At 39.1% G+C, this 14,158-nt stretch carries 10 protein-coding genes; 4 read left to right on the forward strand and 6 right to left on the reverse strand.

Annotated elements, in window-relative coordinates; all coding sequences use genetic code 11:
• Window positions 1-164 precede the first annotated feature (164 nt).
• The 6 genes from J5F42_RS06830 to J5F42_RS06855 are packed head-to-tail and all read right to left on the reverse strand — an operon-like array spanning window position 165 to window position 9,082.
• A complete protein-coding gene (locus J5F42_RS06830) occupies window positions 165-2,750 on the reverse strand; it encodes a DNA translocase FtsK (protein ID WP_198973053.1) in 2,586 nt (861 codons plus the stop codon).
• Window positions 2,747-5,083, reverse strand: coding sequence for an ATP-dependent deoxyribonuclease AddB (gene addB, locus J5F42_RS06835; RefSeq protein ID WP_283491275.1), 2,337 nt, complete (start codon window positions 5,081-5,083; stop codon window positions 2,747-2,749). Before addB ends, J5F42_RS06830 begins: the two co-directional genes overlap by 4 nt.
• A complete protein-coding gene (gene tkt / locus J5F42_RS06840; protein WP_283491276.1) occupies window positions 5,080-7,005 on the reverse strand; it encodes a transketolase in 1,926 nt (641 codons plus the stop codon). The genes addB and tkt overlap by 4 nt, the downstream gene beginning before the upstream one ends.
• A gap of 46 nt (window positions 7,006-7,051) precedes the next feature.
• Window positions 7,052-7,894, reverse strand: a complete 843-nt coding sequence (locus J5F42_RS06845; RefSeq protein WP_097699451.1) for a bifunctional riboflavin kinase/FAD synthetase — start codon at window positions 7,892-7,894, stop codon at window positions 7,052-7,054.
• Window positions 7,860-8,567 (reverse strand): 23S rRNA (cytidine-2'-O)-methyltransferase TlyA, encoded by a 708-nt coding sequence (gene tlyA / locus J5F42_RS06850; protein WP_097699450.1) that lies wholly within the window; start codon window positions 8,565-8,567, stop codon window positions 7,860-7,862. Before tlyA ends, J5F42_RS06845 begins: the two co-directional genes overlap by 35 nt.
• Window positions 8,567-9,082 (reverse strand): hypothetical protein, encoded by a 516-nt coding sequence (locus tag J5F42_RS06855; protein ID WP_000523548.1) that lies wholly within the window; start codon window positions 9,080-9,082, stop codon window positions 8,567-8,569. The genes tlyA and J5F42_RS06855 overlap by 1 nt, the downstream gene beginning before the upstream one ends.
• A gap of 66 nt (window positions 9,083-9,148) precedes the next feature.
• Between J5F42_RS06855 and pyrB the strand changes: the two genes are divergently transcribed.
• The 4 genes from pyrB to J5F42_RS06875 all read left to right on the forward strand — a co-directional run bounded on the left by pyrB (window position 9,149) and on the right by J5F42_RS06875 (window position 14,157).
• On the forward strand, window positions 9,149-10,072 hold the full coding sequence (gene pyrB, locus J5F42_RS06860) for an aspartate carbamoyltransferase (RefSeq protein WP_283491277.1): 924 nt from the start codon (window positions 9,149-9,151) through the stop codon (window positions 10,070-10,072).
• 282 nt (window positions 10,073-10,354) lie between these two features.
• Window positions 10,355-11,794: an outer membrane beta-barrel protein HofB gene (hofB, locus tag J5F42_RS06865; protein WP_283491278.1), complete on the forward strand. Its 1,440-nt coding sequence runs from the start codon at window positions 10,355-10,357 to the stop codon at window positions 11,792-11,794.
• Between the two features lie 90 nt (window positions 11,795-11,884).
• Window positions 11,885-13,540 carry an ABC transporter ATP-binding protein gene (locus J5F42_RS06870; RefSeq protein WP_283491279.1) on the forward strand — a complete coding sequence of 552 codons (1,656 nt, stop codon included), beginning with the start codon at window positions 11,885-11,887 and terminating at the stop codon, window positions 13,538-13,540.
• Window positions 13,534-14,157 carry a neuraminyllactose-binding hemagglutinin family protein gene (locus tag J5F42_RS06875; protein WP_097699445.1) on the forward strand — a complete coding sequence of 208 codons (624 nt, stop codon included), beginning with the start codon at window positions 13,534-13,536 and terminating at the stop codon, window positions 14,155-14,157. Before J5F42_RS06870 ends, J5F42_RS06875 begins: the two co-directional genes overlap by 7 nt.
• Window position 14,158: the final 1 nt, after the last annotated feature.

Raw genomic sequence — 14,158 nt, forward strand, 5'->3', positions numbered from 1 at the left:
CATTGAGAAAAGTTTTTGTTTTTAATGAAGGATTGATAATAAAGTCTAAAAAATGCGCAAAGGCATTTTTAAAATCAATCATAAAAAGCTTGCGAAAAGCAGGCGGTAACTTTTTAAAAATTAAAAATAATGTTTTTATTGCCAACGTTCAATGAAAACAAAGCCTAAAAATTTTGCAAAATCTCTCTGTTGCCTTTGGCGTTTCTTGGGGATAAAAAGCCTTGAGCTTCTAATTCGTCAGTAATGGTGGCGGCTTGGTTGTAGCCGATTTTTAATTGGCGTTGTAAAAAACTCGTAGAAGTGATCTTTTTTTCTAAAATCACCGCTTTAGCCCTTTCTAGAATGTCATCGCCTTGATAGTTAGGGGTGTCTAAAGGCATGCGCGATTCTTCTAGCAAGAAATCTTTATCGTATTCCACTTCTTTTTGGGCTTTAATAAAATCCACGATTTTTTTGATTTCATCTTCAGTGGCAAAGGGGGCATGCAAGCGCACTAACCCGTTTGTTCCTGGGGGAGTAAAGAGCATATCGCCTCTTCCTAACAAGCTTTGCGCCCCATCGGTGTCTAAAATCACTTTAGAATCAATTTTAGTGCCTACCCTAAAACTCACCCTTGAAGGCAAGTTGGTTTTAATCAAGCCGGTTACGACATCCACGCTTGGGCGTTGGGTCGCTACAATGAGGTGCAAGCCGCTCGCTCGCCCCATTTGAGCGATTCTAGCGATAGGAAACTCCGCTTCTTTGCCCCCTGTCATCATCAAATCCGCTAATTCATCAATCACCACAATCAAATAGGGGAACGCTTCAACGCCGTTATTTGGGGCTTGCTCGTTATAGGAATCAATGGTTTTAACCTTGTATTCGCTCATTAAAGAGTATCGGCGCTCCATTTCTTTAGCCACGCTTTGCAAAGCCCCGATAGCTTTTTTAGGGTCGGTGATAATGGGCGTGAGTAAATGAGGGATGTCCGCATAAATGCTAAATTCTACCATTTTGGGATCTATCATCACTAATTTGAGTTGATCGGGGGGGTTTTTATAAAGTAAGGATAAAATCATCGCATTCACGCCCACGCTCTTACCGCTTCCTGTCGTGCCGGCGATGAGCAAGTGGGGGAGCTTTTTTAAATCCGTGATGAAAGGGTTACCTACAATGTCTTTGCCTAAAGCTAGAGTTAAGGGCGAGCTGGATTTTTGAAACAATTCGCTTTCTAAAATTTCTCTTAAATAAATAATTTGGCTCTGGCTGTTAGGGATTTCAATGCCAACGACATCTTTACCTTTAATAGGGGCTTGAATGCGAATGGATTCAGCGCATAAAGTCATCGCTAAATCATCGCTCAAGCCTAAAATACGGCTCACCTTAACGCTAGGGGCTGGGCGGAATTCAAAAGTGGTTACAATAGGGCCTGAATAAGTGCGGATAATATCGCCATCAATTTTAAAGGTGCGCAGTTTGCTCAATAAATCCTGGATTTTTTGGTCAATCTCGTTTTCGTCTAAAGAAGTGTCTTTCAAACAAACCGCATTCAATAATTGCGTGGTGGGAAGCTCATAATCTTTGGGTTTTTGCACTTCGCCATAATCTAACCCGTCTAATATCTCTTTATTTTCGCTCAATTCTTTAACCATAACGGGTTTTTTAGCGCTTGTGGGGGTTAGTGGGCTAAAGCTTGGAGCGTTTTGCGTTTCTTTTTCTTCTTCTTTGAGATTTTCTTTTTCTTCTATATTTTCTTTTATCATTTCTTCTTGCACGTTTTCTTGTGGGCTTTCTTCTTTTTTAGGGTGATTGGGGGTTTTTTGGTTTTCTGTTTTGTCATGATTTTCTGTGTTGGGTGCAGGTGCGGACATGACGGGTGTGGGTGTGGTGGGTGCAAGAGTTTCTTTTGTGGGCATGGGTTCTCTTTCTTTGGTTTCTTGCTTAGGTTCTTTTAAAGGGGGGTTAGTGGGGTTAGTCAAATCATCAAATCGGTTTCTTTTAGGGTAAATGGTGTAATGGGTAGGGGGGTGAGGGGAAATTTGAACCAAGCCTTCTTGCGGCTCTAAATCGTTTAAAGTCGTGTTATAGGGGGTAGGGATCGCTAAAAACGATTCTTCGTTAGGGGTGTTGTGGTTTTCATCAATAAGGTTTTCTTTAAGGTTTTCTTTAAGGTTTTCTTTAAGGTTTTCTTTTTCTTTGTCGTTGTTAGTTTCTTTTTTTTGAGCGTCTAATGGGGTGTTTTCAAAACTCTCTTTTTTTGGGCTAAAATTAGGGCTAAAGGCTTGTAAGCATTGTTTGTAAATCTCTTTTAAAAGGTTTTGTGTTTTGTTCATATAAGGATAAAAAACGCTTTTAGGGGGTAGTTTGAATAAAATCAAATAAGAAATAACTACCATAAGCGTTATCAGCGCATAAAGCCCAAAGTCCCCTATAAAAGGGCGTAAAAACAAACGCGCGCTGTTGCCGATTTCCCCTTGATTTAATAGGCTAGATTGTAAAAAAAGCAAAGATAAAATGCCTAATAGATGCCCTAAAGTTTTTTCTAAAACGATTTCTGTAAAAGGGTTTTTAGTCTTGTATAAAAGGAATAAAACCCATGCTAAATAGGGTAAATTAATGAATGAAAGATACCCAAAATATTTTTTATTGAGTGCGGCAAACCACACCCCAAAACGCCCCACTAAACCGCTATTACCCAGCCATGAAGATAGGGTTAAAAACGCTAATAAAACCCCTATGATTAAAGCCAAATAAAGTTTTTTAGATTTCATCGGTTGCACATGTCTTTAAAAGAGCAATACTCACAATCTTTAACTTCTAAAGTTTTTTCAAAATCAATTTCTTGCTTGAGCTTGGGGATAAGAGAATATTCCAAATGATCCATTTTAGCCTGTAAAACAAGCTCGTCTTCTTCTAGCAACTCGCCCTTTCTCAAATCATAAAAAAAGGCTTTTATAGGCTCTTTGTAACCCAGATTTTTAAGGGCAAACGCATAGATGGCCATTTGATAATCGGTGCTGATTTGAGCGATTTCTATGGGGCTTAAGCCTCCTCTTTGTGTTTTACTCATGTTGTCTAATCTCAAATCGCTTTTGAATTTGTAATCCAATAAAATAATCTCATTGTCAGCCGTTTTGTCAATTCTGTCTATACGCCCCTTAAAAACAACGCCTTGAATAATCGTTTCAAAGCTTTTTTCAAGATCAAGGATTTTGATTCTTGCCTTAAAGCGTTCTTTTTCTTTAAGATAAAAAGCCTGGATTTTTTTGAGCGCTATAAGAGTGTCTAAACGCTCTTTAGGGGTAATGTTTTCTCTTGTTTCTAAGAGCCAAATGAGCCTCTCTTCTAACGCATGGGGGTTTTTATCTTTTTCATAAGCCTCTTTTAAAAGTTCATGGAGCAAACTGCCCACAGCGCTATTATTTTCATCTTTAGGGCTTTCTTTGAATCGCTTCATGTAGTGGTAGTAAAAACGGCGCTTGCAAGTTAAAAAAGCGTTCAATGAGCTAGCGCTAAAGCTAAAATCTTTAAGGATAGCGGCTTTGATTTCTTCTTCTTGGTAGTCTTTTAAAGGACTTGGTGCAAAAAGCGTGTAAGCGTCTTTGATAGGCTCTGTATGCAAATTTAATTCCAAAAGCATGTTAGAGGCTTTTGAAGTTTCGCTCTCTATATAAGAAAGTGTTATTTCTTTAGAGTTTTTAAAGAGCTGGTAGTAATAATGTTTTTGCAAATTTTTCTTATCCAATAAAGTGGGGAGGTTGAGCGATTGTCTTAAAGCGGAGTTTAAAAACAAATCGCAATCTTTAAGGCTTGGCACGCATGTTTCATTGAAATCCGCAACCACTATTTTATCAAATTGCATGCCCCTTGTTTCTAAAGTGTCCATGACTCGTATTTTGCCCCCACTAGAATCGTCTAAGCGGAAATTGGCTTCAAATTCTTGCAAATACAAATGCAATAAATCTTTAAGGCTGTAGTTTTTAAGCGTGTCTTTTAAAAGATGATACTGGTGCATGATTTGAGAATGCGCTTCTTTTAAGGGCGCTTTTTCTTTAGAGCTTTGTTGTTCTAAAAGCGGGAGTGTGAGATTTTCTAAGTCCAATAACGCAGATCCGCTTAAATTAAAATCGCTTGTTTGTAAATCTTCTAAGATTTTGACAAGCTCTGTATAATAAGGGCTGTTTTTAGCCCCTAAGCCCATAGCGAAATTCAAATTGTTGTTTTTGTCTAAGAGTTTTAAAAAAGGCAAAAAATTCGCATTAGGCGTGATGATCGCCATTTTATTAGGGTCGTTATCTTTTTGCAAATACTCTTCTATGGTTTGTAAAACTAAAGCGCTTTGTTTTAAATAGCTGGAGTTGGCATAAAGCTTTGGCTCTATTTTTTGGCGCTTGGGTGTCTGGGAGAGGATCTTTTGGGTTTTAAAATCTATAGAATAATCGCAATCTGTCTCTAATTTGAGATTGAGAAATTCCAAGAATTTTTGGTTGTATTTGTCGCAAGATAGGTGTAAAGTGATAGGCACTAACTCCGCCACTTCTAATAGGCATTGTCTTTCAAAAACGCTCATAAAGCCGTCTAAATGCCATTCAATGGAGGAAAAATGCTCAAAAAATTCTTTTAAAATCGTGGGCTTTTTTTGCATGATTTTGTCGTAAAAGCCTAATTCTTCTAGCTTTTTAACATAGCGATCATAAATCATTTCTAAGACTTCTAAATGCTTTTCATAATCCAAATAAATGTCTTTAGAAGAAAGTTCATTGAGTTTGATGCAAGCAGAGCTTAACTCATCAAACAAATCAAACAAAAAAGAAGTGCTTTCCAAATACCCCAAAAAGCTGTTTTCAAAAAGTAAAAGCCCTTCAAGAATGGATTTTTTTTCTTTAGCGATGGCTTTAATGGTGTCTATCATTAAAATTTGGCGTGCGCTGTTAGGGATTTTCTTTTGATTAGGGATGTAAAAAGCCTGTTCAAAAAAACTCCCCATGCTCATTGTGCTAGGCAAAAACCCTTCGCCTTGCTCTAAATAGAAATGTTTTAAACGCCTGGTGGAGCTAAAAACAAACAAGGGGGATTTTTCTAAAAAAAGTTTTTCTAAATTCATGCGTTGAGTAACCTTTTAGCTTGAGCGATAACGTTTTCAACGCTAAAGCCAAATTTTTCAAAGAGTTTATCGCCCTTTGCCGAACTCCCAAAAGAATCCATGCCAACGATTTTATCCGCAAAACGATACCACTCTATCGCGCGGCTCGCTTCAATGACTAAGACTTTACCCTTAAAGAGTTCTTTAAAATAGCTTTCATCTTGCTCTATCAATAAATCAAAGCATGGCGCACTCACCACTTGAGTGGGGATATTTTCTCGCTCTAAAATTTTAGCACTCTCTAAAGCCAAAGAGACTTCGCTCCCGCTCGCAACAAGCGTGATAATGGGATCTTTAGCATCATGTTTAACATACGCCCCTTTTAAAACCTGCTCTTTAGAAACCTCATCAAGCACGGGCAAATTCTGGCGCGATAAAATAAGAGTGCTAGGAGCGTTCAAACTTAACGCTACTTGCATGCAAGCCGTATTTTCAAAAGCGTCGCTAGGCCTGAAAGCATAGAAGTTGGGCAAAGCGCGTAAATGGCTCAATTGCTCTATGGGCTGGTGCGTCGCCCCGTCTTCGCCCACCCCAATGCTGTCATGCGTGAAGATAAAAAGGGCTTTCAGTTTCATTAAAGCGCTCAAACGCATGCTGGGCATTAAATAATCGCTAAACACAAAAAAGGTTGCGCAAAAAGGCACAAACAAGCCATACGCCGCTAAAGCGTTAGTGATAGCCCCCATGGCATGCTCTCTGATCCCAAAATGCAAGTTTTGCCCTAAAGGGAAATCGCCAGAGTGTTTTAAATGCGTGTTATTGGATGGGGCTAAATCCGCGCTCCCTCCTAAAAAGCCCTCGCATTCTTTAGCGATAGCGTTTAAAATCATGCCGTTACTCACTCTCGTGGCTAGAGATTCGCCTTTTTTAAAGGTGGGGTAATGGATGGCGCTAAAATCAAAATCCTTTAACGCATGGATTTTTTCTTTTGTTTTAGGGCTTAAGGATTTTTCCCATAAGGCCTCTAAGCTAACGCCCCTAACTTTCACTTCTTCAAAATGCATTTTGTTTTTTGGACTAATGATAAAGCTTTCATCAGGGTTGATTTGAGCGTTTTCTTTGGATTGTTTTAACACTTCTTTATTTAAAGGCGAGCCATGCGTTTTTTCACTCCCCTCTAAACCAATAGCCCCCTTACCAATGATCGTATGAGCGATTAAAAGCGTGGGTTTATGGGATTTTTTGGCTTCTTCTAAAGCGTTGTGAATCGCTTGATAGTCATGCCCATCGCATTCTAGCACTTCCCAATTTTGCGCTAAAAAACGCGTTTTAATCTGTTCGCTAAAACTAATATTAATAGCGCCTTCAATGCTAATTTGGTTGCTGTCATAAATCACAATGAGATTATCAAGGCGAAAGTGCCCGGCCAAAGAAGCGCTCTCATAACTAATGCCTTCTTGCAAATCCCCATCCCCACACAAGCAATAGACTTTATGAGAAACCGCTTCTTTATCTAAAAGGGTTTGAGCGTATTGGCTCGCCATGCTAAAGCCCACAGCGTTAGCAAAACCTTGCCCCAAAGGGCCTGTGGTGATTTCAATGCCTTCGGTGTGGTGCAATTCGGGGTGTCCTGGGGTTTTAGAGTGTAATTGCCTGAAACGCTTTAAATCGTCTAAACTCAAATCAAAGCCCCACAAATGCAACAAACTATACGCTAACGCGCTCGCATGCCCTCCGCTAAAAACCAACCTGTCCCTATTGAGCCATTTAGGGTTAATGGGGTTAAGGTTTAGGTGCAAGCTTAAAACCACCATCACATCAGCTAGCCCTAAGCACACGCCCGGATGCCCACTATTAGCCTTATCTATCATGTCCGCACACAAAAAGCGAAGCGTGTTGGCCATGCTTTTTAATCGTTCTAAGTCAGCGTTACTCAATCGCATTAAATTTTTCCATTTTTAAGGTTTTTAAAAGCCATTTTAACACAAATTATCTCAAAATCTCTTTGGCTCTTAAGATGTCTTGTTGGATCTGATTTTTAAGCTCTTTTAACGAAGAAAAACGCATGTTGTCTCGTATTTTTTGAACCCAACGCAAAGCGATTTCTTTGGGCGGGTTTTCTATGATGGTATCAAGCACATGGCATTCTATGGCGAAATTTTGATCCGCGCTTAAGCGGTTGCCTATAAAACTCACGCTTTTTTGATAAATTGGATCTTTTACTTTCACTAAACTCGCATACACCCCAAAACTAGGGAGGATAAAATCTTTAGTTTTGATATTTAAAGTAGGCGCTAATTCTTTATGCCCTAAGCCTTGATCGCTAATGACTTTTCCGCACACTTCATAAGGCCTGCCTAAGAGCTTGTTAGCTAAAAGCAAGTCGCCATGACTTAGGGCTAGTTTGATCATCTTAGAATGCACGCTAATCTCTTGGACTTTCACTTCAGGCACAATAATGGTTTTTTCAAAACGCTCTTTTAAAAATAAAGCGTCATTTTGTCTTCCATGCCCAAACCTGAAATCATAGCCCACCACTAGGCGTTCTAAATGGGGGAATTTCTTTTTTAAAAGCTCTAAAAATTCTAGGGCGTTTAATTGTGAAATCTCTTCTAAATACACAAAAAATAAAGGCATGCCCACGAGTTTAGCGCGGTATTTTAGGGGGGTTAAATAGCCTTTAGTGTAATGTTTTTTTTCTATGATTAAAAGGGCTTTGGGATCTTTTAATTCCTTAAAAAGGGCTTGATGCCCTAGATGCAAGCCATCAAATTTACCGATAGCTAGGCTTTTAATCTCATGCTCGCTTGAAATGGATAAAAAATTCAACATTCCCGTTTTTCCCTTTCACTAAGCTTTCTTGGATCTTTAAGATTTGAAAATCCTTTGTTTTTAAATGGTTTTTAAAGTTTTCTAAAGCGTTTAAAATGGCTTCTTTATCCATCACCACCCCCTTTTTATTGCGTTTTACTGCTCTGCCCACTTCAAATTGCGGTTTGAAAAGCGCTAAAAATTCACCGCTTAAAGGCAAAATCGCTTCCAAAATACAATATAAAGAAATAAAGCTCACATCACAAAGCACTAAATCAATTGTTTCTGGCGTTTTAAACCCTCTAATATCGCATTCTTCGTAACATTCTATGCGTGTATCGTTTCTCAAACTTTCATCTAATTGCATTTTCCCCACATCCACGCAAAGCACCTTTTTGGCCCCTTTTAAAAGAGCCACTTGACTAAAGCCCCCCTTGCTCGCTCCCACATCTAAAACCACCTTTTCTTTAAAATCTATAAAGTGATCTTCTAAAAAAATCCCTAATTTTTCCCCAGCCCTGCTAACGAATAAATTTGGAGCGATGAGTTCAATTTGATCACCCTCTTTAACGATAAAAGAGGGTTTAGAAACCACTATTTTATTGACTAAAACCTGATTTTTTAAAACCAACGCTTTAGCTTTTTCTCTGCTATTCGCTAAATGCTGGTTGAATAGGGCGTAATCTAGGCGCATTAAAATTGAGGCAAGGGGACTTGATAAGCGAAATTAAAAACAATCTTGCCTAAACTATAGGCATCAAGCTCTAGTTTGGCTTCTTGCACCGCTAAATAATCCAATTTGTCAAAAGCGAGCAAAAAGGCTCGGCTCCACCGGTTCGTGGTTTCTAAAATGCCATCAAATTCATCTTTTGTGATTTCTCGCACCCATAAAGGCTCTGAGCCTGTAGGTTTTGTGCCAAAAAGCTCATAAGAAATATAGCCATCATCTATCCAATCGTTATTTTGCGTGAAAATCTCCACTAAAAAATACTCATGGTCATAGTAAGTGCCGCTATCCACATCGTTTAAATGCGTAGCGATAGCCGTGATGATAGGCACATTATTTTGGGTGATTTCGCCCTTTCTGCTGGCTTGGATCTTTTTTTCTAACACTAAGTCTAGCGTGTAAGTGTCTTCATTGAAATTGCTCACACACCCCAAACAAAAGAATAAAAACACCAGAAGTGTTGAGAGATTTTTCAAACCCATTCCTTGCTAAAACCCATGCCATTTTTAGCTAAAATAAAACCGATATTATAACTAAAAGGGGGTTTTATGCCAAAAAAATGCCGACACTTGCTCCAAACCAGCGATTTAAGCCTAGATGAAATCAAGCTTTTATTGAACAAAGCGAGCGTTTATGCGAACGATTTTAACGCCGTATCTTTAGAAACGAAAGAAAAAATGCACAATAAAATCATCGTGGCGTTATTTTTTGAAAATTCCACCAGAACGGTGTCTAGTTTTGAAATCGCAAGCCTAAGGTTGGGGGCAAAAATAGTGAAATTAAACATGCAAACGAGCTCCACTTCAAAGGGTGAAACCCTAATAGACACTTTCAAAAATATCCATGCCATGCAGCCTGACGCTATCATCACACGGCATGCTTTTTCAAGCGCACCTTTTAAATTAGCTGAATTTTCACAATGCCCCTTGATTAACGCAGGAAGCGGCACAAGCGCTCACCCTACCCAAGCGTTATTAGATTTGTTCACCCTTTATCAGCATTTTGGCAGTTTGGAAAATTTAAAAGGGAAGAAAATCGCTTTCATAGGCGATGTGAAAAATTCAAGAGTGGCTAATAGCAACATTAAATTGCTCCAAAGGCTAGGGCTTGAGATCATGCTGTGCGCTCCAAGCTCCATGCTCCCTAGCGTTTCTTTAAAAACGACGCATAACGTTGAAGAAGCGATAGGATTTGCTGACATTTTAATGAGTTTGAGGACCCAAACCGAACGGCACAACGCGCCCATTTTTGCGAGCTTGAAAGATTACGGCAACGCTTATTGCATCACCCAAAAACGCCTAGACGATCACGCTAAAAATAAAGAGGTCATTATTTTACACCCAGGCCCGGTGCATAGGGATATTGATATAGAAAGCGCGGTGTTAGAAAACAAGCGATCTAAAGTTTTAGAGCAAGTCAAAAATGGCGTGGCAATGCGCATGGCGGTGTTGGAGTTTTTATTAATAAATTAAGTTTTAAAAACTTAAAAAAGGCTTTTAGCATTGTTTAAAATCAATATAAGAACTTTCATATTAAAAAAGTGGGTTTGATTGTAAAACGGTGCAAAAATCCCACTTTGATTAAATTTTGATTTACTCTATCTCATTTTATGATGAAACTAAAAAAATTTCGTTATAATCTAAAATAGTTGAGTTAATTAAAAGTAAATAAATAGCTTGATTATGCTTCTTTGTTTTTAGATCAGTTAAGAATTGTATAGTCTTTAAGATGTATTGGCTATTAAAAGGGAAAAAATGAAAAATAGCGCGCCTTTAAAGAATAAAGTTTTTTGTGGTTTATACGTTTTGAGTTTGAACGCTTCTGTGCAAGCGTTTGATTATAAAATTGAAGTTTTGGCGGAGTCCTTTTCTAAAGTTGGCTTTAATAAAAAAAAGATTGACATAGCTAGGGGGATTTATCCTACAGAGACTTTTGTAACCGCTGTAGGTCAGGGCAATATTTATGCGGATTTTTTATCCAAAGGCCTTAAAGATCAAGGGCATGTTTTAGAGGGAAAAGTCGGCGGCACGCTAGGAGGGGTCGCTTATGATGACACCAAATTCAATCAAGGCGGATCGGTTATTTATAACTACATCGGTTATTGGGATGGCTATTTAGGGGGTAAAAGAGCCTTGCTTGATGGCACGAGTATCCATGAGTGCGCGCTTGGATCTGATGGCAAGGTGATTGATTCTATAGCATGCGGGAACGCTAGGGCTAATAAAATCCGCCGTAATTATTTGATGAATAACGCTTTTTTAGAATACCGCTATAAGGATATTTTTACGGCTAAAGGAGGGCGTTATCAATCTAATGCTCCTTATATGAGCGGTTACACGCAAGGCTTTGAAATCAGCGCTAAAGTTAAGGATAAAAATGAAGCAAGCCACAAATTATGGTGGTTTAGCTCATGGGGTAGGGCGTTCGCTTATGGGGAGTGGATTTATGATTTTTACTCTCCAAGAACCGTGATTAAAAACGGGCGCACTCTAAATTATGGTATCCATTTAGTGAACTACACTTATGAAAGAAAAGGAATTAGCGTCAGCCCTTTTTTCCAATTTTCGCCTGGGACCTATTATAGCCCTGGGGTGGCTGTAGGCTATGATAGTAACCCTAATTTCAATGGCGTGGGCTTTAGATCCGAAACGAAAGCTTATATTTTGCTCCCTGTCCATGCCCCCTTAAGAAGGGATACTTATCGTTACGCTGTGAAAGCTGGTACTGCTGGGCAAAGCTTGCTCATTAGGCAACGATTTGATTACAATGAATTTAATTTCGGAGGAGCGTTTTATAAAGTGTGGAAAAACGCAAACGCTTACATCGGCACGACAGGAAACCCTTTAGGCATTGATTTTTGGACCAATAGCGTTTATGATATAGGGCAAGCCTTAAGCCATGTGGTAACCGCTGATGCCGTCTCTGGCTGGGTTTTTGGTGGGGGCGTGCATAAAAAGTGGCTGTGGGGGACTTTATGGCGTTGGACTAGCGGCACTTTAGCCAATGAAGCGAGCGCGGCTGTTAATGTGGGCTATAAGATCAGTAAGAGTTTGACAGCGAGTGTGAAATTAGAATATTTGGGCGTGATGACGCATTCAGGCTTTACGGTAGGGAGTTACAGACCCACGCCCGGCTCTAAAGCGCTTTATTCAGACAGGAGCCATTTGATGACAACCCTTAGCGCTAAATTCTAATCAATCGCTTTAAGCTGTTTATTAAAGCGTTAAAAATCCCTTAATAAAAACACTATAATACAAGTTTAATCAAATCCAAAGGTTAAGCATTTGAAACTCTTTTTCAGGCGGTATTCTAAATACCTTAAAGAGCATTATAAAAGTTTTATAGTGGTTTTATTTTCTTCTTTGGTGGTGGCTTTAAGCACGGCTTGGGGGACTTATTTAGTCAAGCCCACTTTAGATGAAATTTTTATCAATAAAGACACTCACATGCTCAAAATCCTGCCTTTTTTAGTGATTTTGGCGTATTTGGGTAAGAGTGGGGGCATGTATTTAGGCACTTATTTCACCAATTTCATTGGGCTTGATATTGTCAAAAAAATACGCAACACCATGTTAGAAAGCCTTCTCAAAATGGAAATGGATTTTTTTAATAGGACGAAAAAGGGCGAATTGATCGCAAGGATCACCAATGATATAGGTTTGATTAGAGCGAGTTTGTCCAATTACCTTTCAGAGAGCCTAAGAGAGGGACTAACCATTGTTGGATTAGTGGGGGTGGTGATCTATCAAAGCCCTAAATTAGCACTAGTGGGGCTAGTGATCATGCCGCTAGCGGCCATTCCTATCAGTAAAATCATTCGTAAGGTTAAAAAACTCGCTAAAGCCCATCAAGAGAGTAACGCCAAAATCACCGCTCGTTTGAGTGAAGTTTTTAACAATGTGGAAGCGATTAAAATCTCTAATGGCGAAAAATTAGAGCATAAGGCTTTTGTGAAAGAAAATGAAGCGTTTTTTAAAATCGGTATCAAAAACATCGCCGTGGCTGAAATTTCTTCGCCTTTAATGGAGTTTTTAGGTTCAATCGCTATAGCGTTAGTGATTTATTTAGGGGGGAATGAAGTGATTAGGGGCCATATTAGCGTGGGGGCGTTTTTTTCTTTCATCACGGCCCTTTTTATGCTCTATACGCCGATCAAACGCCTAACTAGGATTGTTTCTAATTTTCAAGAAGCCTTAGTCGCTAGCGACAGGATCCATGAGATTTTAGAAAGAGAGCCGGTCATTATTGATGGGGAATTAACGCTAGATAACGCTATACACACCATAGAATTTAAAAAGGTATGGCTGGCTTATGCGCTAGACAATCAAGAGCGTTATGTTTTAAGCGATATTAGTTTGAAATTCCAACAAAATGAAATCATCGCTTTAAAGGGCGAAAGCGGGAGCGGTAAAAGCTCATTAGTGAATCTGATCTTACGCCTTTATGAGCCAAGCAAGGGCGAAATTTTCATCAATGATCAAAAAATAGAGAGCATCACTCAAAAATCCTTAAGGGAAAAGATTAGCGTTGTCACTCAAAGGGTGTTTATCTTTAACGGGAGCGTGGCTGAAAATGTGGCGTATGGTTTAGAAATTGATGAGGTGAAAATCAAAGAATGCCTAAAAAAAGCTCAAGCCTTAGATTTTGTGGAAAAAATGCCTCATGGGATAGAGAGCGTTTTAGATGAATTTGGCGCTAACCTTAGCGGCGGCCAACGCCAAAGGATCGCCATTGCAAGAGCTTTGTATAAAGACGCTCAAGTTTTAATCTTTGATGAAGCCACTTCCGCTTTGGACAATAACACAGAAGAGAGCGTTAAGCAAAGCATTTTGGAATTGAAACAAAACCGCTTGATCATTCTCATCTCGCATAACCCAAGCACGCTAAAATTAGCCACTAAGCATGTGAAATTAGAGCATGGGCGTTTGATAGAATGCTAAGGATTTTAAGCGTTGGTGTTGTTTTTATTTTACTAGGGTGTCAGTTTTTCAACAACACGACTCTGCATTTAAAATATAAAGATTACCCCAAAAACAGCACTTTAAAAACCGTTTTTACTTTAAACCCACCTAAAATCTTTTTTAACGCCCGTTTTGTGCCGCCCTTTTACCAAAAAGAATTTAAAAAAGCGATCGCCCAGCAAATCGCTTATTTTTTAAAAGATAAAAGCGCTCTCACTTTCAATATTTCAGGCAATGTTTTTTTTTCTTTTGAAGAGAGTCCTAAGGATTTAAAAGCCATTAAAGAAAGGCTTAAAAAGACGATTGAGCCTAACGCTGACCCTAAATCTGTCATGCGTTTTTTAAACCTTCAAGCGAGCTTGATTTTAGAATGCGTCCCGCAAACCACTTGCCCGTTTGACACCCTTTTAATCCCCACCGCTCTCAGCGTGCCTGTTGATTACGCCAATCGTTTGGGCGATAACCCCTCTCTTTTTCCCCAAGAAGATAAATCCTATCATAACGCTTTAATCAAAGCCCTTAATAAGGCTTACTATTCTCTTATGGAGGGTTTAGAAAAGCGTTTGAACGCTATAGAAAATGCGGCATGGCTTTAGG

The organism is Helicobacter pylori, assembly GCF_030062585.1.
GTDB lineage: Bacteria > Campylobacterota > Campylobacteria > Campylobacterales > Helicobacteraceae > Helicobacter > Helicobacter pylori_CN.